The sequence below is a fragment of the Amycolatopsis pigmentata genome, from assembly GCF_042684065.1.
Taxonomy (GTDB): domain Bacteria; phylum Actinomycetota; class Actinomycetes; order Mycobacteriales; family Pseudonocardiaceae; genus Amycolatopsis_E; species Amycolatopsis_E pigmentata.
The window spans coordinates 605480-628574 of record NZ_JBHUKR010000007.1 but is presented as its reverse complement, the minus strand read 5'-3'; the positions used below and the strand labels follow the sequence as shown (position 1 = coordinate 628574).

Annotated in this window: 22 protein-coding genes; 6 read left to right on the top strand and 16 right to left on the bottom strand. The window is 68.8% G+C overall.

Annotated elements, in window-relative coordinates; all coding sequences use genetic code 11:
- The first annotated feature begins 2 nt into the window (after positions 1-2).
- The 3 genes from ACFSXZ_RS15945 (at position 3) to ACFSXZ_RS15935 (ending at position 4227) form a co-directional block, all read left to right on the top strand.
- Positions 3-2621: an MFS transporter gene (locus tag ACFSXZ_RS15945; RefSeq protein WP_378265801.1), complete on the top strand. Its 2619-nt coding sequence runs from the start codon at positions 3-5 to the stop codon at positions 2619-2621.
- A complete protein-coding gene (locus tag ACFSXZ_RS15940) occupies positions 2618-3439 on the top strand; it encodes a YceI family protein (protein WP_378265800.1) in 822 nt (273 codons plus the stop codon). The genes ACFSXZ_RS15945 and ACFSXZ_RS15940 overlap by 4 nt, the downstream gene beginning before the upstream one ends.
- Positions 3440-3540: 101 nt before the next feature.
- A complete protein-coding gene (locus ACFSXZ_RS15935) occupies positions 3541-4227 on the top strand; it encodes a DedA family protein (RefSeq protein WP_378265799.1) in 687 nt (228 codons plus the stop codon).
- Between the two features lie 33 nt (positions 4228-4260).
- On the opposite strand, the gene ACFSXZ_RS15930 is transcribed toward ACFSXZ_RS15935, so the two are convergent.
- From ACFSXZ_RS15930 to ACFSXZ_RS15920, 3 genes are all read right to left on the bottom strand, one after another.
- On the bottom strand, positions 4261-4674 hold the full coding sequence (locus ACFSXZ_RS15930; protein ID WP_378265798.1) for a VOC family protein: 414 nt from the start codon (positions 4672-4674) through the stop codon (positions 4261-4263).
- 267 nt (positions 4675-4941) lie between these two features.
- Positions 4942-5574: a nucleoside/nucleotide kinase family protein gene (locus tag ACFSXZ_RS15925; protein WP_378265797.1), complete on the bottom strand. Its 633-nt coding sequence runs from the start codon at positions 5572-5574 to the stop codon at positions 4942-4944.
- The gene (locus tag ACFSXZ_RS15920) at positions 5571-6464 is read right to left on the bottom strand and encodes a PfkB family carbohydrate kinase (RefSeq protein ID WP_378265796.1); all 894 of its coding nucleotides are present in this window, start codon (positions 6462-6464) and stop codon (positions 5571-5573) included. Before ACFSXZ_RS15920 ends, ACFSXZ_RS15925 begins: the two co-directional genes overlap by 4 nt.
- 113 nt (positions 6465-6577) lie before the next feature.
- On the opposite strand from ACFSXZ_RS15920, the gene ACFSXZ_RS15915 reads away from it, so the two are divergent.
- Positions 6578-7585, top strand: a complete 1008-nt coding sequence (locus ACFSXZ_RS15915) for a LacI family DNA-binding transcriptional regulator (protein ID WP_378265795.1) — start codon at positions 6578-6580, stop codon at positions 7583-7585.
- 7 nt (positions 7586-7592) lie between these two features.
- On the opposite strand, the gene ACFSXZ_RS15910 is transcribed toward ACFSXZ_RS15915, so the two are convergent.
- The 11 genes from ACFSXZ_RS15910 to ACFSXZ_RS15860 form a co-directional block, all read right to left on the bottom strand.
- A complete protein-coding gene (locus ACFSXZ_RS15910) occupies positions 7593-8585 on the bottom strand; it encodes a glycoside hydrolase family 76 protein (RefSeq protein WP_378266477.1) in 993 nt (330 codons plus the stop codon).
- 8 nt (positions 8586-8593) lie between these two features.
- Complete coding sequence (locus tag ACFSXZ_RS15905; RefSeq protein ID WP_378265794.1) at positions 8594-9232, bottom strand: TrmH family RNA methyltransferase; 639 nt, start codon at positions 9230-9232, stop codon at positions 8594-8596.
- A 74-nt stretch (positions 9233-9306) separates the two neighbouring features.
- The gene (locus ACFSXZ_RS15900) at positions 9307-9696 is read right to left on the bottom strand and encodes a DUF2784 domain-containing protein (protein ID WP_378265793.1); all 390 of its coding nucleotides are present in this window, start codon (positions 9694-9696) and stop codon (positions 9307-9309) included.
- A gap of 244 nt (positions 9697-9940) precedes the next feature.
- The gene (pyrE, locus tag ACFSXZ_RS15895) at positions 9941-10510 is read right to left on the bottom strand and encodes an orotate phosphoribosyltransferase (protein ID WP_378265792.1); all 570 of its coding nucleotides are present in this window, start codon (positions 10508-10510) and stop codon (positions 9941-9943) included.
- 42 nt (positions 10511-10552) lie between these two features.
- A complete protein-coding gene (locus tag ACFSXZ_RS15890; RefSeq protein WP_378265791.1) occupies positions 10553-11317 on the bottom strand; it encodes an SDR family NAD(P)-dependent oxidoreductase in 765 nt (254 codons plus the stop codon).
- Positions 11314-12009, bottom strand: coding sequence for a hypothetical protein (locus ACFSXZ_RS15885; RefSeq protein WP_378265790.1), 696 nt, complete (start codon positions 12007-12009; stop codon positions 11314-11316). The genes ACFSXZ_RS15890 and ACFSXZ_RS15885 overlap by 4 nt, the downstream gene beginning before the upstream one ends.
- A gap of 99 nt (positions 12010-12108) precedes the next feature.
- The gene (gene clpB, locus ACFSXZ_RS15880) at positions 12109-14721 is read right to left on the bottom strand and encodes an ATP-dependent chaperone ClpB (protein ID WP_378265789.1); all 2613 of its coding nucleotides are present in this window, start codon (positions 14719-14721) and stop codon (positions 12109-12111) included.
- A gap of 217 nt (positions 14722-14938) precedes the next feature.
- Positions 14939-15289, bottom strand: a complete 351-nt coding sequence (locus tag ACFSXZ_RS15875; RefSeq protein ID WP_378265788.1) for a permease — start codon at positions 15287-15289, stop codon at positions 14939-14941.
- A 92-nt stretch (positions 15290-15381) separates the two neighbouring features.
- Positions 15382-16602, bottom strand: coding sequence for an iron uptake transporter deferrochelatase/peroxidase subunit (gene efeB / locus ACFSXZ_RS15870; RefSeq protein ID WP_378265787.1), 1221 nt, complete (start codon positions 16600-16602; stop codon positions 15382-15384).
- A 9-nt stretch (positions 16603-16611) separates the two neighbouring features.
- The gene (gene efeU, locus ACFSXZ_RS15865) at positions 16612-18621 is read right to left on the bottom strand and encodes an iron uptake transporter permease EfeU (RefSeq protein WP_378265786.1); all 2010 of its coding nucleotides are present in this window, start codon (positions 18619-18621) and stop codon (positions 16612-16614) included.
- 168 nt (positions 18622-18789) lie between these two features.
- Entirely contained in the window at positions 18790-19251 is a 462-nt protein-coding gene (locus tag ACFSXZ_RS15860) for a MarR family winged helix-turn-helix transcriptional regulator (protein WP_378265785.1), read from the bottom strand.
- Positions 19252-19574: 323 nt separating this feature from the next.
- Between ACFSXZ_RS15860 and ACFSXZ_RS15855 the strand changes: the two genes are divergently transcribed.
- The gene (locus ACFSXZ_RS15855; RefSeq protein WP_378265784.1) at positions 19575-20744 is read left to right on the top strand and encodes a globin domain-containing protein; all 1170 of its coding nucleotides are present in this window, start codon (positions 19575-19577) and stop codon (positions 20742-20744) included.
- 25 nt (positions 20745-20769) lie between these two features.
- Positions 20770-21474, top strand: a complete 705-nt coding sequence (locus ACFSXZ_RS15850; RefSeq protein ID WP_378265783.1) for a dienelactone hydrolase family protein — start codon at positions 20770-20772, stop codon at positions 21472-21474.
- On the opposite strand, the gene ACFSXZ_RS15845 is transcribed toward ACFSXZ_RS15850, so the two are convergent.
- Both ACFSXZ_RS15845 and dnaJ read right to left on the bottom strand, forming a co-directional pair.
- Complete coding sequence (locus ACFSXZ_RS15845) at positions 21471-21899, bottom strand: heat shock protein transcriptional repressor HspR (protein ID WP_378266476.1); 429 nt, start codon at positions 21897-21899, stop codon at positions 21471-21473. The two genes, ACFSXZ_RS15850 and ACFSXZ_RS15845, sit on opposite strands and share 4 nt — an antisense overlap.
- Complete coding sequence (gene dnaJ / locus ACFSXZ_RS15840; RefSeq protein WP_378265782.1) at positions 21899-23074, bottom strand: molecular chaperone DnaJ; 1176 nt, start codon at positions 23072-23074, stop codon at positions 21899-21901. The genes ACFSXZ_RS15845 and dnaJ overlap by 1 nt, the downstream gene beginning before the upstream one ends.
- Between the last annotated feature and the right edge of the window lie 21 nt (positions 23075-23095).

Here is a 23095-nt window from a genome sequence, read left to right as displayed (position 1 = left end):
ACATGACGAGTGCAAGCCGACAACCGTCGGTGTCCCAAGGGGGCGCGGTGGCCGCGCCGGGCGGCGACACCGGGGAGAGTCCGTTTTCGTTGTCACACCGGCAGATTCTGACCATCATGAGCGGGCTGCTGCTGGGCATGTTCCTGGCCGCGCTCGACCAGAACATCGTCAGCGTCGCCATCGTCCGGATCGCCAACAGCCTGCACGGGTTCGACCAGCAGGCCTGGGCCACCACGGCCTACCTGATCACGGCCACCATCTCGACTCCGCTGTACGGCAAGCTGTCGGACATCTACGGCCGCAAGCCGTTCTATCTGACCGCCATCACGCTGTTCGTGATCGGGTCGGCCGCGTGCACCTTCGCGAACTCGATGTACGAACTGGCCGCGTTCCGTGCCTTCCAAGGGCTCGGCGCCGGCGGTCTGATGTCGCTGGCGCTGACCATCGTCGGTGACATCGTGCCGCCGCGGCAGCGGGTGCGCTACCAGGGCTACTTCATGATCGTCTTCGGCTCCGCGACGGTGCTGGGACCGGTGCTGGGCGGGTTCTTCTCCGGTGTCGACAGCCTGGGTGGCATCGCGGGCTGGCGCTGGGTCTTCCTGATCAACGTCCCGGTCGGCATCATCGCGCTGTTCGTCGTCGGCCGGGTCCTCAACCTGCCGCACCGTAGCCGGTCCGACCACCGCGTCGACTGGTTCGGCGCGATTTCGCTGGCGGTCAGCGTGGTACCGCTGCTCCTCGTCGCGGAGCAGGGCCGCACCTGGGGCTGGGGTTCGACCAAGGCGGTGATCTGCTACGCGATCGCGGCCTTCGGCCTGGTGCTGTTCATCTTCGTCGAATACGTGATGAAGGACGAAGCACTGTTGCCGTTGCGGCTGTTCCGGAATTCGACCTTCAGCGTCACCATCGTGGGCACCGCGATCGTCGGTGTGGCGATGTTCGGTGGCATCACCATGGTGCCGCAGTACTTCCAGGTGGTTCGCGGGTATTCGCCGACCGAAGCCGGTCTGCTGATGCTTCCGCTGGTGCTCGGCATCATGATCAGCTCGCAGATTTCCGGGCAGCTGTCCGCGAGGACGGGCCGCTACAAGGTCCTGCCGGTGGTCGGCACGCTGATCATCGCGGTCGGCGCCGCGCTGTACGCGCAGGTCCACTACGACAGCCCGCTGTGGCAGCCGCTGACCTACTCGCTGGTGATCGGTTTCGGTCTCGGTGGGTGTATGCAGAGCCTGACCATCGCGGCCCAGAACGCGGGCCCGCGCAGCGACATGGGCGTGTCCACCGCCGCGTCGACGTTCTTCCGGCAGATGGGCGGGACGCTCGGGGTCGCGGTGTTCCTGACCATCCTGTTCAACCTGTTGCCGAACAAGATCTCCGACGCTTTCGGCGGGAAGCTGCCCCCCGGCTTCAGCGGCGGTCAGCTCAACGCGTTGCAGTCCAACACCTCGCTGATCGAACAGTTGCCGGACCGGGTCCGGGTCCCCATCCTGACCGGGTTCACCAACTCCATGCACGGCGTGTTCTACGTCGCGGCCGGAGTCGCCGTGCTGGCCTCTCTGGTGCTGCTGTTCGTGAAGGAGATCCCGCTGCAGGGCGGTCCCGTCTCGGCGCCCGCGCCGGTCGAGGGCAGCACGTCCCCGCTCACCGGCGAGGTCGCGCAGAACGAGCGCTGGGCGGACGCGGAAGAAGCGCTGACCCAGCCGGAACCGGCTCTGGTGGGCGCGGGTGCCGGACGGCACGCGAAGGCGTCCGACAACGGGCACGGCGCGTTGCAGGCGGCCGTGTCGTCCTTGCCGGCGGCCAACGGCTCCGCCGAGCTTCCGGTCATGAGCGCGGGCGACCTGCCGGTCACCGGGCACATCCGGCGGCAGGACGGCCGGGGTGTGCCCGCCGCCGCGCTGACCTTGATCGACCAGCACGGCAGGCAGGTGGCGCGGGCGATCGGAGGCGATGACGGCGGCTACCGTATCGGCGCGCCGGGCGCGGGCACCTATGTGCTGATCGTGTCGGCGAACGGACATCAGCCGCAGGCGGCCAGTGTGGTCGTCGGGCACGACGCGGCGAAGCTCGACCTCACGCTCATCGGTTCGGGTGGTCTGACCGGGGTGGTCCGGGTCACCGGGCACGGCACGCCGTTCCCCGGCGCGACCGTCACCCTCACCGACGCGCACGGCGAGGTGACCGGAGCCGCCATCACCGACAGTGACGGCGCATACTCGTTCAGCGGGATGGGCGCGGGTACCTACACGCTCGTCGCCAGCGCCGAGAACATGCGGCCGGTGGCGACCATGCTCACCCTGCCGGACAGCGGCTTGCTGAGCCAGGATCTCGAGCTCATCCCGGCGATCACCCTGCGCGGGACGGCTCGCACCGAAGGAGACAGAGTGGTGCCGGACGCGCGGATCACGGTGCTCGACTCCCAGGGCCATGTGGCCGCGGTGGCCCGCACGGACGCGGCGGGCCGTTACGTGGTGAGCGATCTGCCCGAGGGCGACTACACGGTCGTGGCGAGCGGTTACCCGCCCGCCACCAGCCGGGTCTCGCTGACCGGCGGTGAGGCGTCGCACGATGTGCGCCTTGGCTACGAGCAGGTGCTCGACGAGCTGGCGGACCACACATGAGTGGGCTGATCGCGCAGGTTCGGACCGCCGAAGGCTGGTCGGTGGACAACGCCGTGCTGACCATGACCGACATGCAGGGCCAGCAGGTCGCGCGTGCGGTGGCCGACAACAAGGGGGCGGTGGCCACCGAGCCACTGCCCCCCGGCCTCTACACCGCGGTGTTCACCAGCGCCGGATATTCGCCGGTCGCCAGGACGGCCCAGATCGGTTCGGACGGCGGTGGCTCGCTCGGCGTGGTGGTGCTGACTCCGGTCGCCGGCGCGATCGAGCTGCCGCCGGAGGGGCCGTGGACGATCGACCCAATGCATTCGACGGTCGTGGCCACCGCGCGCCACCTGGGCATCGCCAGCGTCAAGGCGCGGTTCAGCGATGTCGAAGGCCGGATCACCATCGGCAGGCCGGTGGAGCGTTCGTCGGTGCGGGCGCTGATCAAGGCCGCGGGCATCGACACCGGGATCAAGATGCGCGACGACCACCTGCGCTCGGCCGACTTCCTGGACGTCGAGGAGTATCCGGTGATCACCTTCGAGAGCACCGCGATGCACCAGCGCGGCTCGGACACCTGGACGCTGGCCGGAGACCTGACCCTCCACGGTGAGCGGCGGCCGGTCGAACTGGCGCTCACCTACGGTGGCTACTCGCCCGATCCTTGGGGCGGGGTAAGGGCGGCGTTCCACGCGGAGACCCAATTGCATCGCAACGATTTCGCGATCAATTACAACGCGATGGTCCGCGCAGGCATCGCCGCGGTCGGTTCCACAGTCAAGATCGAACTGGATATCGAGGCGGTACAAGGCGAGTCCCTACCTCAGTTCTAGGGTGCTGACCGCGTGAAGTGGCCCTCTACCGTGGGTAACGGATCCGGCAATTCGGCCGATCGGATGACAATGTCCGGCTGGCGCAACGTAGGCTTCGGCCCGTGAGTGTCGTTTCCGCCGCGTCCGAAGGCGTCGATGTCGGCTGGCTGAACTGGCTGCACACCGCTACCCCGGTAGTGGTGTGGGTGATCGTGCTCAGCTTCGTGTTCGTCGAATGTGCGCTGATCATCGGCCTGTTTCTGCCCGGTGATTCGCTGTTGTTCGCGGCCGGGGTGATCCTCGCGGCACACCAGACGGAACTGAACGCGTGGCTGCTCTCACTGGCCGCGCTGGTGGTCGCGATCGCGGGTAATCAACTCGGCTACTACATCGGGCGGCAGACCGGAATCCATGTCATCGCACGGCGTGGTGGGAGAGTGCTCAATCGCGAGCAACTCGATCGGGCACGGAACTTCCTGGACCGCAGGGGTTTCTTCGCCATCGTGACCGCGCGGTGGATTCCGTGGGTACGCACGCTCGCCCCGCTGATCGCGGGTGCCGCGCGGATGGACCCCCGGCGTTTCCTGCTGGCCACCTCGCTCGGAGCCGTGCTGTGGGTGCCGACGCTGGTTCTGGTCGGTTACTACGGTGCCGGGCTGCTGAACGCGTTGCCCTGGGTCAATACCGTGATTCTGTGGGTTTCGGTGGTGTTCTTCGTGTTCGGCACGGCCTACGGGATCGTCCGCTACCGCCGGGAAATCCGCCGTCCGATCGACACCGACACCGAGGCGAGTGTCAACGCCGCCTGACGCCGGTCCCCGGTGTCCGTGTGGCGCCGGGGCTCAGGAGTGGGTATCGGCCCAGATTTCCAGCTGGATGCCGTCGGGGTCGCGGAACACCACCACGGCGGCGTCCGGCAGGGTGCGCGATGGGGTCGCCGCGGTGTAGGTCACGCCGTACTCGGCCAGTCGTCGTTCCCACTCCGCGAGTTCCGCGTGGGTGTCGACCTTGAACGCCACGTGGTCCAGCCCTGTTCTCCGCTCGTCGAAGCCGCCGCGTTCGGTGTCGGGATGCTGGACCAAGGCCACCGTGAAGGCGTCTCCCGGAGCCCGCAGGTGCACCTTGCGAATCCCGTTCTCGGGGTCTTCGCGCCGGGCGATTTCCCTGAGTTCCAGTACCCGCTCGTACCAGGGCACGCTCCGGTCCACATCCGTCACGGTGAGTGCAAGATGATGCACACTCGTCAGCTTCGACATATTCGGCCGGCCGATCCTTTCTTTGCCTCACACGCCGGCGGGCTTGAACCGCGCTCAGTGCCTCTGATCACTCTGAGTGCGGTGCCTGTCGCGCGTGCCGTGGTAGCCCCTGGGCGCCAGGCTACCCAGCGAAAGTCTCGGCACCTGTGGACAACTCTTCAATTCATCCACATTTTGGGGACAACTTCGCATCCCCGGCTGACCTGCTGCGCTTTTCGGCCTCGACGGATCGGAGGACCGCTCACCGGCTGGAGATATCCACAGGCGTCAGACGGCGAAATTCGTCAGTGGGAGGTCGTCCAGCACCAGGTCCGCGCGATCGATGGTGCGCGCGATCAGGTCGGCGTTGCGCTGGTCGGTGCCCAGGGCTCGGGTCCGAGCCTCGACGAGCGATCGCCCGTATCGCCGGTGCCGCGTGACCAGCCGTTCGATGCGGTCGTGCTCGTCGGGTGCGAGAAACCACGCCTCGTCGAGCAGGCCGCGCACCGCGTGCCACGGATCCGAGTCCAGTAACAGGTAGTTGCCTTCGGTGATGACCAGGGGGATCTCCGGCGGAACGGGGACCGCTCCCGCGATGGGCTCTTCGATCTCGCGGCGGAATTCCGGGGCGTAGACCGTCTCCTTGGCTTCTTTCAGCCTGCGCAGGAGATGGACGTAACCGTGCGCGTCGAACGTGTCGGGCGCGCCCTTGCGCTCAGCCCGGTCCAGCCGCCGGAGCTCCACCTGTGCGAGGTGGAATCCGTCCATGCCGACCACGACGGCTCGCTCCCCCAGCGCGTCGGCGAGGCCGCGGGCGAGCGTGGTCTTGCCCGACGCGGGGGAACCCACGATGCCGAGCAGGACCCTCTTGCCGTTCGTGGCCAGCGCCTCGGCCCTGTCCCGCAATTCGTCGAAACTCATGACATCCCTTCTGCCATCTGGCGCCTCGCACCGCTGTTCTTCACCGCCGTGAGCCACGACCTCGGGCCCACATGCTCGACACGGGTCGCGGCCACCTCGTTGGCCAGCCGGATGAGTTCCGGTAGTTCGAAGCGCCCGACGCCGTAGGCGAGCGCGCCGTGCCAGACATCGCCGGCGCCGAGGGTGTCCCGCGCCGCGACCTCCGGCACCGGGACTTCGCCCGAGCTCTCCGGAGTGCACCACCGCACCGGGTCGGCACCGGCCGTGGTGATCACGATCGGCACGCCGCGTTCCCTCAGGCTCTCGCTCGGAGCCCGGAAGTGCGCGGAGCACGCGGCGATGTCCACCAAGGGCAGCAGCTCCGTCAGAACCGGCTTCCAGCTTCCGGCGTCGAGCAGAACGGGGATTCCGCGTTCTCGCGCCCTGCGCGCGGCTCCCAGAGCCAGGTCCGGATGGTGACCGTCGATCAGCACCGCGCTCGCGCTGGTCACCAGGTCGTGATGTCGCGGGAACGACAGGCGGCTCGACGGCGGCAAAGCGCCGGCGTTGCGGGACACGACGGTGCGTTCCCCGTCGCGTTCTCGCACGGCGACCGCGGAAAGTGCCGGAGGTGCGGGGGATTCCGGTGTCACGTCGTAGACCTCGACACCGCAGGCCGCGAGGTCGGCGCGGGCGAAATCAGCGAGTGGGTGAGAGCCGAGGGCGGTCACCAGGACGGCGGAGCCGCCGAGTGCCGCGACGGTCACCGCCGCGTTCGTCGCGGGACCGCCCGCCGCTACCTCCATCGAAAGCGACGCCACCTTCTCGCCGGGCGCGGGCAACTCGGCGACTCGCTGCACGATGTCGACCGTGCACAAACCCGCGAGAACGCACTTCACCACCGGCAGCATCCCCTTTGCATAATATTCCGCGATGGCGCACAACTCGTGCTGCCCCGGACGCTAAAGCCGCTTATGATTTTCGGCAAGCGTTTGCGCAAACGCTTGCGAGGAGGACGTGGACGGTGCAGTCGCCGAGACCGACCCAGCGGGACATCGCCGAGCTCGCCGGGGTCTCCATCACCACCGTTTCGCACGTGGTCAACGGCACCAGAGCCGTGGCGCCGGCGACGCGGGACGCGGTGTTGCGCGCGATCGAGACCACCGGCTACACCGGCGACGCGATCGCGCGTTCGCTGGTGACCGGCGGCACCCGCTCCATCGGACTGGCGATCTCCCTGGTGGCCAACCCCTATTTCGCCACGTTGATGCAGGCGGTCGAACGTGAGGCGGCGTCGGCCGGATATACCGTGCTGCTCGCCGACACGCACGACACCGTGGCGACCGAGCAGGACACGGTCCGTGCGCTGCGCTCGCGCCGCGTCGACGGTGTGCTTCTCACGCCGTCACCCGGCGACGGCGCGGTCGTCACCGAACTCGTCTCGCTGGGCGTGCCGACCGTGTTGCTCGACCGGCTGACCACCCGGACCGACGTGGACCAGGTCGGTGTGGAGAACATCCAGTCGACCTCGGCGCTGACCGAACACCTGGCCTCGCTCGGACACCGCCGCATCGGCTTTGTCAGCGGTGCGGCGGGCCTTACCACCAGTGAGGAACGCATTCTCGGCTACCGGCTCGGCCTCGGTCGCGGCGGACTGCCGTGGAACCAGGAACTGGTCGCGTGCGGGTATTCGACCCGTGACGGGGGCGCCGAGGCACTGCGTGCGTTGCTGAACCTGCCCGACCGGCCGACCGGTTTGGTGGTGGCGAACGACGCGATGATGGTGGGTGTGCTGCACGAGGCGCGTTCGCGCGGCCTCCGCATCGGCACCGACCTCGCCGTCGCCGGCTACGACGATGCCGAGTGGTCCGACCTCGTCGAGCCGCCGTTGACCACGATGGCCCAGCCCATCGAGGAGATCGGACGCCGTGCCGTTCAGCTTCTGCTGGCCCGTATCGCCGATCCGGATCGGGCCACGACGACCCTGCGCCTTCCACCGCACCTGATGCACCGCGCTTCTTGCGGGTGCTGAGAACCGATCACGCGAGAGTGGCGGCCGCTTCGAACAGAAGCCAGGCGCCCACCTGAACGGAGAGATCCCGTGCCGGGTGATCCGCCGGGTTCGCCGGGGCACGCTCTGTCCACTCCGGACTGAACAGTGGACCGCCCGGTGCGTCCGCGGCGCCGTTCCAGCACGCTTCGGCCGAGGCCAGTACGAGCGCCCGCGCCGTGTCGGCCTCCTGCCCGCTTGGCAGTTTCCGGGCGGCCAGGGCGAGGTACCTGGCCAGAATGCCGGCGAACAGACCGCCGTCCCCGCCGCCTTGGCCGTGCAGCACGCCGTCGCGGGCACAGTGGCCTGCCACCGCCCGCACGGTCCTCGCCGCACTGTCTATTTCGGACAGTTCGAGGCAGGCGCCGAGGAAAACTCCTTGGCAGTAGGTATAAATCATCTTGACGAGCTCGTTGTCGTCCACGCGCAGACCATCCCAGACCAGGCCGGTGCCAGGGTCGACGAGCGTGGTTTCCATCCAGGCGAACAACTCTCGCGCCCGGTCGTGCTCGCCGACCCGCGCGTGCAGGATGGCCGCCGGGCCGTTCGACGGCGCGTTCTTGAACCGGTCACCCTTGCGCCACCAGATCCCGCCGCTGCCCTCGGGGGTCCACGCCGACCGCAGTTCGCTCAAAACGACGGTCAGCGGCGCGTTCGCGCCGACCCGTTGCGCGGCGAGGCCGAGCCAGGCCATGTCGTCGTAGTACGCGTTGGACCACCGGCCGAAGTTCCGGAGCCGGATGGAACGGAGGAACACCTCGATCGCCCCGGCGCGGGCGGGTTCGGGCGCGCGGAGCTGGGCGTCGATCAGGCAGTCCAGCAGGTGCGCCTGCCACCAGTAGTTCCAGTGCCAGTGCAGTCGCTGATCGGGGGTCGGCGGCCAGCCGCTACGGCCCAGCAGGGTGCCGGGAATCCCCCAGACGCGCCGCAGATGCCGGGTCACGATCGCTTGTTCGGCGGCCGCCGCCCAGTCCGCGTACATGGCCGAGGTCACCAGGCCGACGAGAGGTCGGCGTGGTGCCGGATCCACGTGTGCATCACGATGCCGGCGGCCACTCCGGCGTTGATCGACCGCGTGGTGCCGAACTGTGCGATCGACACCACGAAGGACGCCGAGGCCTGCGCCTCCTCGGACAGACCAGGGCCTTCCTGTCCGAACAGCAACACGCACTCCCGGGGCAGCACCGCCGTTTCGACCGGCTGCGCGCCGGGCGTGTTGTCCACCGCGACGATCGAGAGGCCTCGCTCGGTGGCGAATTTCGCGAGGGAAGCGACATCGGGATGGTGCTCGAGATGCTGGTAGCGGTCCGTGACCATCGCGCCACGCCGGTTCCAGCGCCGCCGTCCCACGATGTGCACGGCCGCCGCCGCGAACGCGTTCGCCGTACGGACCACGGTTCCGATGTTGTGATCGTGCTGGAAGTTCTCGATCGCGACGTGGAACGGGTGCCTTCGCCGGTCGACGTCGGCGACGATGGCCTCGCGGCGCCAGTACCGGTAGGCATCCATGACGTTGCGACGGTCACCACCCGCCAACAGGTCCGGGTCGTAGCGGTCGTCGGCGGGCCACTCGCCACTCCACGGCCCGACCCCGACCTCTTCCCGCGCGGTCCATTCAGTCGGTCCCACGGGGCCGGTTTCCTCCGATAGCACTCTTGGATTGTCGCTCAGTGCCCGTCGCGGAACGCGCCCACCGGTGCGAATCAGACGTGGGGCACCGGGTGGACCGGTGTGTGGTCACGGTGGCGCCAGCGGGTGTAGGCGCCGAGGTAGGAGAAGACCAGGATGGTCAGCGCGCTGGCCGCGATCAGCGGAAGTGACGAGCGCGGGAACACGGTGCCGTAGATGTAGTAGGCGTTGAAGCCACCGGGAAGCGGCCCAAGGCCTTGCAGCCTGCGGAAATAGTCCTCGAGAGCGGTCAACGGGCAGTCGATGGGGAAGACGTTGACCGCGACGCCCCAGGCGGCGAAAAAGATGTGGACAAAGATGCTCTTGGGCCAGCGCCACGCCAGGAAACCCCCGAGCCCGATGTAGAGCAGCGCAAGAATGTGTAGGCCCACGGTCAGATCTGCCAGAACTCTCGCCGTCGACAATGCCAAACGCCCCCTTTCACAGCCCCTTCACATTCGAAGGTACCCCCCTTTCCCAGCGAATAACGGGGAAAAGGCAGGTAGATACCGTTTCGGGGATGGTGTTGGCCACTTGGTTGCCAGACTGTGAGGAGTGCGTGACCTGGCGCGGGCCAGGTCACGCTGCTCACTCCGCGACCTTGCGCGGGGCGCGCTCTGTGGTCATCTTGGCAGCCGCGGGTTGGCACAAGGGCTTTTCCGCCGCGGATCAGGGTGCGGTGAGTCCGAGATCGTCCAGATCGAGCAGATACCGGTACGGAAGTCCTTCCGCTTCGATCGCCTCTCGCGCGCCCGTGTCCCGATCGACGACCGTCGCCACGCCGGCCACGGTGGCTCCCGCTTCGCGCAGCGCTTCCACGGCGGTGAGCACGCTGCCTCCCGTGGTCGAGGTGTCCTCCACCGCCAGTACCCGCTGGCCCGCGACCTCCATGCCTTCGATCCGGCGCTGCAATCCGTGCTGTTTGGCGGTTTTGCGCACCACGAAGGCGTCGAGCACCACCCCGTCGGCCGCCGCGGAATGCAGCATCGCGGTGGCGACCGGGTCCGCGCCGAGGGTCAGCCCGCCGACGGCGACGTAGTCCCAGTCGGCGGTCAGGCGGCGCAGCAGTTTGCCGATCAACGGGGCCGCCGCATGGTGGAGGGTGGCCCGGCGCAGGTCGATGTAGTAGTCGGCTTCATGACCGGAGGCGAGGGTCACCTTGCCGTGCACGACCGAGAGCTCCGAGACGAGCCTGGCCAGTTCGAGTTTCGCCGCTTGATCCAACACCGGTTTCGACACGGCCAAAGTCTTACATTCCGCGGGAAAGGCCTGGAAGGCTGGTCAGGTGCGGCCGCGGCCGCCGGTGCGGCGGGACAGTGCCCGCACCACGGAACGCGGCAGCAGGGTCCCCAGCGTGACGAGTGCCTGGTAGCCCAGGCTGGGAATGGAGATGACCTTGCCACGGCGCAGATCGGTCAACGCGTCGGCGACCACGCGGTCGGCCGTGAGCCACATCGGCTTCGGTACCGGAATGTCCAGCCCGGCACGATCGTGGAACTCGGTCCTGATGAAACCGGGGCAGAGCGCCATCATGCGCACCCCTGGCGGCAGTGCGGTCGCGATGCCCTCGGTGAACGACGTGACCCAGCTCTTGCTCGCCGTGTAGGTCGAGCCTCGGCCGGAGAAGAACCCGACCACGCTCGACACGTTGATCACGTCGCCGTACCCTCGCTCGATCATGCCGGGCAACGCCGCCCTGGTGAGCAGGAGTACCGCCGTCACGTTGACGTCGAGTTGGTGCTCCAGGTCTTCGGGCGGGATCTCCCAGAACTCCCCGGACAGCCCGAGCCCGGCGTTGTTCACCAGAAGATCGACCGGGGCGTCGGCCAGGCGCGCTGCCACGATCGCGCGCCCGTCCGCGGTGGCGAGATCGGCGGGCAGCACCGTCGCGGTGATGCCGTGCCGGTCGGCCAGTTCGGCCGCGAGTGTCTCCAGGCGCTGCTTGCCGCGAGCGACCAGAACGAGGTTGTAGCCCTCCGCGGCGAGCCGCCGGGCGAAGGCCGCGCCCAGGCCCGCGCTGGATCCGGTGATCAGTGCCGTCCTCATTGCGCGGGCTTCTCCGACTTGTCGTCCTGCCAGTCCTGGCCGGCGTTCCGGTCGTCCTGGTCGAAGGGATCCACGATGTCGGCGATCTCGCCGAGATCACGCAGCAGCCGTTCCAGCCGGGACGGGCCGGCCTGGGGCGCCGCGCTGGCGAGCACCCACTCGCCTTCGAGCCACGCCACGCCCACATCCCCGCCGAGCGCGTCCGCGGCGTCCACCAGGTCCTGGGTGATCACCTTGCGGGCGCCCTCGGGGTCGTCGGCGAAGGCGTAACGCTGCCCGACCGGGCCGAGCAGCTCCGGCATGCCCGTCCGCTGGAACGGCACGCTCGCCAGCCACAACTCGACCAGTACCGGATGGACCCGGTTGCAGCGCACCGCGACGACCACCGCGGGAATCTGCCCGTCGGCCTCGATGTCGAACACGAACACCGGACGACGGCCGTCGGAGGTGAACGTTGAGCCCGCGACGACGTTGACCGCCGTCTGGGCGCCGAAGTAGCCGAGGGCGCCCGCGGACCACTGCTTGGCCAGCCGCTCGTCCTCCTCGGTGAACTGCCATCCGCGCAGGTCGGCCCAGCGCATTCGCTCGCGGTTACGCGAGCTTTCTCTGGCGCGGTCGGCGCCAAGAAGGACCAGACCGGCCACCAAGGCGACGGCGGCGACGACGAACCAGATCCACGCCGGAATACCCACGGCCACCAGGGTATCGCTCCTGCCCGCTGGACCAAGATCAGCGGGCCGTGTCGCGGTCCCCACTCGGGTGAGGCGCGGCGCCTCACCCGAGCACGCGGGTCACTTTCCGGCGTTCGCTCCGGCCGCGGTCACCGTCAGCATGTTGCCGGCGTCGAGGCTGCCGACGTCGACCCGCACGGTGTCACCGTCACGGATCTCCCCGGCGAGCAGCTTGCGCGCGAGCTGGTCGCCGATCGCGGACTGGACCAGCCGCCGCAGCGGCCGGGCGCCGTAGATCGGGTCGAAGCCGTTGAGCGCCAGCCATTCGCGGGCCCCGTCGGTGACATCAAGGGTCAGCCTCCGCTGAGCCAGCCGGGCGGCCAGCCGTGCCACCTGGATGTCCACGATCGACGTGAGCTGCTCCGTGTCGAGCGCGTGGAAGACCACGATGTCGTCGAGCCGGTTCAGGAACTCGGGCTTGAAGCTCCGTTGCACGACCGCGAGCACCGCGTCCCGGCGCTGCCGCTCGTCGAGCGACGCGTCCGCGATGGCCTGCGAGCCGAGGTTGGACGTCAGCACGAGGATCGTGTTGCGGAAGTCGACCGTGCGGCCCTGGCCGTCGGTGAGGCGGCCGTCGTCGAGCACCTGCAACAGCACGTCGAACACGTCCGGATGTGCCTTCTCCACCTCGTCCAGCAGCACCACCGAGTAGGGGCGCCGCCGCACCGCCTCGGTCAGCTGGCCGCCCTGGTCGTAGCCGACGTATCCGGGCGGCGCGCCGACGAGCCGGGCCACCGAATGCTTCTCGGAGTACTCGCTCATGTCGATGCGGGTCATCGCGCGTTCGTCGTCGAACAGGAACTCCGCCAGTGCCTTGGCCAGCTCGGTCTTGCCCACCCCGGTCGGGCCGAGGAACAGGAACGACCCGGTCGGGCGGTCGGGATCGGCCACCCCGGCACGGGCGCGCCGCACCGCGTCGGCCACGGCCGTCACGGCTTCGCGCTGGCCGACCACGCGCCTGCCGAGTTCCTCCTCCATCCGCAGCAGCTTCCCGGTCTCGCCTTCGAGGAGCCGTCCGGCGGGGATCCCGGTCCACGCGCTGACCACGTCGGCGACGTCGTCCGCGCCGACCTCCTCCTTGAGCATCACCTCGGCGCGCTTTTCGGTGTTCTGCTGCGCGGCTTCGAGCTCCTTCTCGAGCGCGGGGATCTTGCCGTACCGCAGCTCCGCGGCCCGTCCGAGGTCGGCGTCGCGTTCGGCCCGGTCCGCCTCGCCTCGCAACTGCTCGAGCTGCTCCTTGAAGTCGCGAACCTTCTCGATCGAGCCCTTCTCGTTCTGCCAGCGAGCGGTCAGCGCGGCGAGTTCCTCACGCTTCTCGGCCAGTTCGGCGCGCAGCGCGGCCAGCCGCTCCCGTGAGGCGATGTCCTCTTCCTTGGCCAGCGCCATCTCCTCGATCTCCAGCCGGCGCACGGCACGCTCGACCTCGTCGATCTCGACCGGCCGGGAGTCGATCTCCATGCGGAGCCGGGACGCCGCCTCGTCGACCAGGTCGATCGCCTTGTCCGGCAGGAACCGGGCGGTGATGTAGCGATCGGACAAGGTCGCGGCGGACACCAGCGCGGCGTCGGTGATGCGGACACCGTGGTGCACCTCGTAGCGCTCCTTGAGCCCGCGCAGGATGCCGATGGTGTCGTCCACCGACGGCTCGCCGACCAGCACCTGCTGGAAGCGTCGCTCCAGCGCCGCGTCCTTCTCGATGTGCTTGCGGTACTCGTCGAGCGTGGTGGCGCCGACCATGCGCAGCTCACCACGGGCGAGCATCGGCTTGATCATGTTGCCGGCGTCCATCGAGGAATCGCCGCCCGTACTGCCCGCGCCGACGATCGTGTGCAACTCGTCGATGAACGTGATGACCTGGCCCGCCGACTCGGTGATCTCCTTGAGGACGGCCTTGAGCCGCTCCTCGAACTCGCCGCGGTACTTCGCGCCGGCCACCATCGAACCGAGGTCGAGCGCCACGACGCGCTTGCCGCGCAACGATTCCGGCACGTCGCCCGCGATGATCCGCTGGGCCAGCCCTTCGACGATGGCCGTCTTGCCGACACCGGGCTCACCGATGAGAACGGGATTGTTCTTCGTACGGCGGGAGAGCACCTGCACGACACGACGGATCTCGGCGTCCCGGCCGATCACCGGGTCGAGTTCGCCCTTGCGGGCCCGTTCGGTGAGGTCGACGCCGTACTTTTCCAGCGCCTTGAAGGTGCCTTCGGGATCGGGGCTGGTGATGCGGGCCGAGCCACGCACCTTGACGAACGCCTCACGCAGCGCGTCAGCCGTGGCTCCGTGGCGCTTGAGCAGGTCGGCGACGTTGCCGCCCTCGGCGGCGAGCCCGACCATCAGGTGTTCGGTGGAGACGAACTCGTCCCCCATCTCGGTGGCGAGCTTCTGGGCATGGGTCAGCGACTTGAGCGCGTGGGTGTCGAACTGCGGAGTGGAGACGGTGGCCCCCGTGGCCGACGGGAGCGCGTTGATCAGCGGCTCCAGCTCCTTGTGCACCTGACCCGGATCGGCCCCGACCGCGGTCAGCAGCGGCCCGGCGATGCCGTCACTCTGAGCCAGCAGCGCGCCCAGCAGGTGTGCCGGAGCGATGCTCGGGTTGCCCGCCACGGTCGCCGCCTGTGCCGCCGACGAGATCGCCTGCTGGGTCTTCGTCGTCGGGTTGAAAGCGTCCATCCCTCACTCCTGTGTCGAAATCCCTCTGGTGACAGCCTCTACCATCGGCCGTCGGGATGTACAACGTCAGGAAAGTTGAGTGTGTTCCGCTCAAGTCCGTGAATCGACGAACCGTGGTTCTGACCAGCGTGAACATCACGACACCCGGAGGCTCCACCGCGGGCGCGGCCTGCCGGCAACACGTAGACGAAGCTGTGGCGACGGTCCTGCCTGGCGGCTACTGGCCGCCGGACTCGTCCCGCTCGCCGAGGGCCCGGTTGAGCAGAGCGACGATTTGCTGCTGCCCGGCCGCGGTCGCGTCGAGCCTGCCGCGTATCTCGAGGAACCCGTTCGCGGTCTCCTGCCGAAGGTCGTTGAGGTCTTCCCGCATCGCATTGAAGCTGGCGGTCGTGGCCTGCCGGAAGTCGCGAATCTCCGCGCGGATCTCAGTCACGTCGCGGTCGGCTCCGCCCGCCAGGACTCGCGCGGCGGCGGCGTCATGCGCGCTGTAGCGCACTTTCTCAGTCAGGTCGGCGACCTGGGTTTCCAGCGCGGCGACGCGCGCCTCCAGTCCATCCGGTGTAGCCATGGGGCAAGGGTACCGGGGGTGTGACCAGCCACGAAGGATCGATCCCGGTCGTGAACTCGTAACGGTGAGTAGTCGCGTAGGCTCGGGTGACCCTAAGTCAGGAGGGCGCTGGCGAAGTGGTCCTGGGGATCACGGACGCCGGGGAGGGCGAAGAAGTAGCCGCCGCCGTAGGGCTGGATGTAGTCGGTCAGCGGTTCGCCGGCCAGCCTGTGCTGCACGGCCTCGAACTGACGCTCGAGGTCCTGCTGGTAGCAGCAGAAGACGAGGCCGACATCGAGGTTGCCGTTGAGGTCGGTGCCGAGGTCGTAGTTGTAGCCCCGGCGCAACAAGCGGCTGGAGTCCGTGTCCTGGCTGCGGGGGTTGGCCAGCCGGATGTGCGAGTCGAGGGGAATCGTCTTGCCCTCGGGGTCGGACGCGAAATCGGGCGCGTCGAACTCGCCCGCGCCGTCCAGTGGCGCGCCGCTGTCCCGCTTGCGGCCGAACATCTTCTCCTGTTCCCGGATCGACACCCGGTCCCAGAACTCGACCAGCATCCGGATCAAACGGACCACCTGGTACGAACCACCTGCCGCCCAGGCCGGTTCGGCGGTGCCCCCTGGCACCCAGACGAGGTTGTCGGCCGGGACCGGGTTCGAGATGCCGTCCTTGAAGCCCATCAGGTTTCGTGGTGTGCCCGACGGCCTCGGCGGTGACTGGAAGCCGTTCATCCGGTACCGCACCTGCATCGCGCCCCGGGTGTGTTTGGCGATGTCCCGCAGGGCGTGCTGCACGGTGTCGGGGTTGTTCGCGCACAGCTGCAGCATCAGGTCGCCGTGACACCACTTCGGGTCCAGCGCGTCGTCCGGGAAGGTCTTCATCTGCGTGAGCTTGACCGGCCTGCGTGAGGCGAGCCCGTACCGGTCGTCGAACAGTGACGAGCCGACGGACAGGGTCAGGGTCAGCCCGTCCGCGGGCACGGACGGGCCGAGCACGGCGCTGTCCGACGGCGGCGAGCCCACTCCGAGATCCTCGGGGGTCCCGCCCGCGGTGAGAAACCGCGCGCGCTCGGTGAGAGTGCGGAACAGGTCGGTGAGCCCGGCCCGGTCGGTGGCGATCACATCGAAGGCGACGAAGGCCGCGGCGCGCTGTTGCGGGGTGTAGATGCCGGACTGGTTGGCGCCGTGGAACGGGTAGGACTCGGCCTCGGTCCTGGTGTCGCCGGTGGCCGACCGGGCGTCTGCGTGGGCGCCGGCGGCGACGAGCCCGCCGGCCAGCGCGCTGCCCGCGACACCCGCGCCGGTGCCCTGCAGGAACCTGCGCCTGCTCAGTGTCATGAGTCTTCCTTACCCTTGCCTGACTTCGAGAAGGTCGGGGACGAGCGACAGGGTTTCCAGGACTTGCCCGGTGGCCGCGTTGACCCGCTGGCGCTCGGCGAGCGGGGCGGTCGCCGGTCCGGAGGTGGTCGCCTTCAGCGCCTGTTCGAGCGTGTCGAGCTGCCGCTTCGCGGTGGGGACGAGGTCAGGTCGTCGCGAGGCGAGCAGCGGAGTGAGTTCGTCGAGCACCACTCGCGTGCCCTCGATGTCGGCCAGCGTCTCCTGGTATCCGGTGTTCGCACCTTGATCGGACGCGCCGGAAAGCTTGTCGCGCAAGGAGTCTTCGAGGATCTCGTGGGCGCGAAGAGGCAGGTCGCCCGGATCGGCGGTGACCGTGGGCAGTTTGGTCCGCAAGGTGGCCACGTCCGCGGCGAGCTGGTCCGCGACCGGACTCAGGTCGGCGGCGCTTTGACCGTGGTAGAGGCCGTACTCGATCCGGCGAAGCCCGGTGAAGTCCTTGTCGGCGACGCCGTCCGGAAGCCCGTTCGGCGAACGCCCGATGGCTTCGGCGATGTCACCGAAGCTGCCGTAAGCGGCCCCGACCCGTTCCCAGGTGAGCTGGGCCTGGAGCAGATTTCCCTTGGCGCCCTGCAGGTCGCTCCGGGACAGGGAAGCGCGCAGGGCGTCGACCTGAGTGGCCAGCGTGGACAACTGCGGCGCCACATAGTCCTGGTACTGCTTGAGCGGTGCCTCGAGGTCGTATTCGGACACCGGCACCACCGCGGGTGGCGCGGTGCCACCGGCGCCGGTCGCCACCACGGCCGCCGATCGCCGCTCGGGTGCGCCGGACATGACGCAACGCCAGGCGTATTCACCGGCGGACAGGTTCACCGGCATGGTGCGGCGGGTGCCCGGCCCGATGCCCTCGACCTCGCCGATGACGCCGCCGTCGCTCTGCCGGATCAGGTAGATCTCGCCGGAGCGGCCGGACTTGTTGGCCACGGTGAACTCCTGCGTCCCCGCGGCGACCGGACCGGCATCGGGCGCGCACGCGGAGGCGGTGATGGTGACCTGCCGGGCCTCGGCCCCGGAGGACGGGACGAGCGCGGCGAACAGGCCCGCGCCGAGCAGGGGCACGACCACGGCCGCGGTCACCGCCCAGCGCTTGGGCAGGCGCGGGACGCGTTCGGACCAGCTCCGCTCGGCCGCGGGTTCTGGTGCGGTGGCCGGTTTCCGGAAGAACGCGACGAGCACCACGGCCACGAACACCACGTAGGCGGTGACCTGGAGCCAGGTCATGCTCGGCGTCAGGTTCGTGACGCCCCGGACCAGGGTCACCCACCAGGCGTCCGGGGAGATCGTGGCGGTCAGATCGAAGGCCAGCCAGGTGCGGCCCGGCAGAACGCCCGCGTCCTGGAGGTCGCCGAGACCGTAGGCCAGCACTCCGGCGGCGATGATCACCAGGAGCACCGCCGTCCGCGAGAAGAACACGCCCAGGTTGATCCTGATGGCGCTGCGGTAGAGCAGCCAGCACAGCAAGGCCGCGACACCGATCCCGGCCGCCGCGCCGATCAGGGGTGCGGTGGACTCGCCCGCCGCCTGCACGGTGGTCCACAGGAACAGCGCGGTTTCCAGGCCTTCCCGGCCGACCGCGAGGAACGCGGTCAGCGCGAGCGCGCCCGCTCCGATGCGGAGCGCGTCACCGACCTTGGCCGACAGTTCGCGGGACAGGCCGCGGGCGGTGCGCCGCATCCAGAACACCATCGCGGTGACCAGGCAGACCGCGATCAGGCTGAGCGTTCCGCCGAACGTCTCCTGTGCGGTGGCAGAGAGCGCCGACCGGGAGAACGTGAGGACGGCGCCGAAACCGATCGCGAGCAGGGCGGCCGCGAGGACGCCGAGCCAGATCGGCGCGGACCCCGTTTTCGCGCCCTCGGGCCTCGTGCGTTTGAGCGCGGCCAGCAGGATACTGACGACGAGCCCGGCTTCGAGTCCTTCACGAAGGCCGATCAGCAGGTTGGGGACACCGTCGGCCCACACGTGCGCCTCCTCCGGCCGCTCCTCACGCGTACCTTGGTTAGCCTTACTTTACCAATCCGGCCAGGCTGTGGTCGGATTGGTAACGACCGGCACTTTAAGCACGGAGGAGAGCCGGGGACAGGGTAGGCATGCCTCATCAGATCGATGTCACACGGCGGGCCCAGCGGTTCAGCCGGCCTGCTGGCCATCCAGACGCCCACGAAGCGCCTCGTTCATGGCGGTGATGGCGCTGGTCAGCGTCGAGACCTCCGTCTCGCTCCACTGGCCGAGTGCGGTGCGGAAGAACTCGAGATGGGCTTCCCGGAGGCGCTTCAGTTCGGCGTGACCGCTCTCCGACACGCGGACGAGCGCCGCGCGGCCGTCCTCGGGCGCGGGTCTGCGGTCGACCAGTCCGGCCGCGGTCAGCTGGGCGATCTGGCGGCTCACCACCGAGACGTCGACCATCTTGCGCTTGGCGAGTTCGGACGGACGGCATTCGCCGTGGAGCGCCAGATCGGACAGCAGCATCGCGGCCGCCGGATGAAACTTGCGTTCGTTCTGCCACGTCTGGGCGACCCAGGCGTGATGCAACTGGGCGGCGGTGCGCAACTGACGGATCAGTTCCAGCCCGGCTTCATCGCTCGGACCCATCCCACCTCCAGAGTTCGGCTGGATCAAGCAACGGTAGCGCCGGTAGTTGCATTCGGCATCTATCGTGCGGGTGAGGTCGACCACTTCGGTGCGGCCACCCGGACGGAGCAACTTGACGAGCAAACACCCCGCCGGCGGATAGTCTCGACGCAGCGGCTCCCGGTTGGGGTAATCACGGAGACCGAACGGGGTGATTATTCATGATCATTTCACCCAGCGCCGGTGCGCCTGGCCTGGGCTCGCGCAGGGGATCCGCACCTCTTGCGCCTGCATGAATAATCGAGAACAGGCATGAGCAAGCACCGGCACAGAGTTCGGACAAAATGAGCGCGGATCCCGTCAGCCCGGTTCCCCGGTCGGTCCACCGGGAGGCGCCGCCTGCCGTCACGGCGATGGTGCGGCTGATCCAGGATTCGTGGACGAAAGCCGAGCCCTACCTCCCGGAGCTCACTCAGTTCTTCTACGGAATGGTCTTCACCCTGGCCCCGGCGACGCGCGACTTCTTTCCCATCAACATGGACGTCCAGCGCAACCGGATGGTCCGTGCGCTGATCCACGTCGTGCAGATGGTGGACCAGCCCGACGACCTCGTGCCCTTCCTGCGTCACCTCGGCCGCGACCATCGCAAGTTCGGTGTGGAGCCCCAGCACTACGAGGCGATCGGCACGGCGTTGCTCGCCACGATGAAACGGCAGCTGGGGCCGGACTGGACCCCTGAGGTCGAACAGGCCTGGGCGGAGGCCTACACCATCATCGCCCGTCAGATGCAGGAAGCCGCCGCGGCCGACGACAACCCGCCGAACTGGCTGGCCACCGTGGCCGAGCACCGGCGGATCAGCTGGGACCTGGCGATGGTCCGGCTGGAGCCCCAGCAGGTGATCCCCTTCCGTGCCGGGCAGTACCTCAGCGTCGAGGTCCCGCAGCGGCCGCGACTGTGGCGTTACCTCTCCCCGGCCAACGCGCCCCGGCCGGACGGCTCTCTCGAGTTCCATGTCCGCGCGGTGGACGGGGGATGGGTGTCGAGGGCGATCGTCAGTCACACCCAGGCCGGTGACGTATGGCGGTTCGGACCGCCGCTGGGGCGGTTGAGGGTCGACCGCGAACAGGACCGCAAAGTGCTGATGATCGCCGGCGGCACCGGGATCGCACCGATGCAGTCCCTTCTCGACGGGCTCGCCCAGTACGGCGAAAACCCGAAGGTCCAGATCTTCTACGGCGGCCGCACGCGGGAAGATCTCTACGTCCTGGAGGGGCTGAAGATGATGGCCTCGTGCAACCCGTGGCTGACGGTGCGGCCGGTGGTCGAAGCCGACGCCCCGTCCGGATTCGAACAGGGCACGCTGGCCGACGTGGTCACCCGGTACGGCTCTTGGCCGGACCACGACGTCCTGGTCTCCGGATCCCCGGCGATGATCAGGGCGACCGTTTCCCGGATGCTGGTCGCGGGGACGGCCTTGGACCAGATCTCCTACGACCCGTTCAGCTTCGACTGACGGGTTCGGGCACTAGGCTTCCGCCATGGAGATCTCCGTCGCCGAGGGCCTTCGCGGCTATCTGGCGGAACCGCACGCCAAGGTCTCGGGTGAACCTCCGTGGCCGGGTGTGGTCGTCATCCACGACGCTCTCGGTCTGAACGAGGACGCGCGGAACATCACCGACCGCATCGCGACCGCCGGTTACCTGGCGCTGGCGCCGGATCTGTACTCACAGGGCGGGTTCGTCCGGTGTGTCAGGTCGGTGTTCCGTTCGCTGATGGCCGCCACCGGCAAGCCGTTCGAGGACATCGAGGCCGCCCGGCACCTGCTGGCCGACCGCGCGGACTGCACGGGCAAGGTCGGCGTCGTCGGTTTCTGTATGGGCGGCGGGTTCGCGCTGGTCGCGGCCTCACGCGGATTCGACGCGTCGGCACCCTTCTACGGCCCACCGCCCGCTGATATGTCCATTTTGGACGGTTCCTGCCCGGTGGTGGGGAGTTATGGCAAGCGGGATCGCGGGCTGGCGGACGCACCCGCCAAGTTGGAGGCCAAGTTCAGTGAGCGGGGGATTCCCCACGACATCAAGGAGTACCCGAACGCCGGGCACGGTTTCGCCAACCAGTTCCACCTCGGGCCGCTGAACCTGCTCGGCAAGGTCGCCGGAATGGGCTATGAGCGTGACTCGGCCGAGGACGCCTGGCGCCGGGTGTTCGCCTTCTTCGCCGAACACCTCCGCAGTACCTCTTAGCGCTTTCGCGGTTTCCAGACCACGAGTGCGGTTTCCCGGTTGAGGGGAACGAGGTCCTTGCGGTACGAGGCGTGGACCGCCGCCGCGGCCTGGTGGGCCGCGGCGTAGGCGGCGGCCAGTTCCTCGGTGAGTTCCGCGACCCGTGACCGCAGGGCGTCGACCTGGTTCTCCAACTCGATGATCCGTTTGATGCCGGCCAGGTTGACGCCGTGCTCCTGGGACATCTTCTGCACCTCGCGCAGAAGGGCGATGTCCCGCATCGAGTACCGCCGCCCGCCGCCCGGGGCTCGGCCTGGGGAGACCAGGCCGAGCCGGTCGTAGGAACGCAACGTCTGGGCGTGCAGTCCCGACAGCTGTGCGGCCACCGAGATCACGAAGACCGGCGTGTCCTCATCGGCCCCGTTGGGCATGCCACCGAACACCATCACCGCTCCGATCCGCCGAGCATTCTGGTGATCTCCGGCCTCGGGTCGTAGTGGGTGGACGCCTGGGCGAGCGCCTCCAGGGCCTTGCGCTGGTCACCGTCCAATGTGGACGGAACCGCGACCTGCAGAGTGACCAGCAGATCGCCCTGAGAGCCGTCGCGCCTGGCGATACCCTTGCCACGAGCCCGGAGCACGCGGCCGCTGCTGGTACCCGGCGGTACCCGCAGCGACACCTTCCCGTCCAGGGTTGGCACGGTGATCGTGGCACCGAGCGCCACCTCGGTGAAGCTGACCGGCACGGTGATCGTCAGATCGTTACCCTTGCGGCCGAACACCGGATGCGGCGACACGTGCACGCGGACATACAGATCGCCCGCCGTCGCGCCACCGCGGCCCGGCTCACCCTGACCGGCGAGCCGGATGCGCTGGTTGTCGTCCACTCCCGGCGGGACCCGGACGGTCAGCGTCCTGGTGCGGGTGCTGATGCCCTCGCCACCGCACTCCGGGCACGGGTCGTCGATGATCTTGCCGCGCCCCCGGCAGTCACGGCACGGTTCGGAGAACGCGAACGCGCCCTGGCTGCGGTTGACCAGGCCGGAGCCGCCGCAGACCGGGCAGGTGCGCGGTTGCGTGCCCGGCTTCGCCCCGTTGCCGTGACAGGTTCCGCAGGTCGCCGGGCTCGACAGCCGTAGCGGCAGGGTCGCGCCCTTGACCGCCTCGGCGAAGTCGATCCGGACGTCGGTCTCGACGTCCGCCCCGCGCTGCGGCCTGCTCGCGCCCGCCCCGGCCGAGCCTCGGCGGCCGAACAGGCCGCCGAGGATGTCACCGAGGCCACCGAAACCGCCGCTCGCGCCCGCGGTCTGCCCGAACAGGTCGCTCATGTCGAAGTTGCCCGAACCGCCGGCGCCCGGGAAGCCGAAGCCGCCCGCGCCCCCGGAGCCGAACAACCGCCGTGCCTCGTCGTACTCCTTGCGCTTGGTCGGATCGGAGAGGACCCCGTAGGCCTCCGACACCGCTTTGAACTTCTGCTCGGCCTTGGTGTCACCCGGGTTGGCGTCCGGATGGTTCTCCCTGGCCAGCTTGCGGTAGGCCTTCTTGATCTCGTCCGCCGACGCGTCGGAGGAGACGCCCAGCTCACGATAGAAGTCCTTGCCGATCCACTCACGTGCGCTCATGCGGACGTCTCCTCCTCCCCT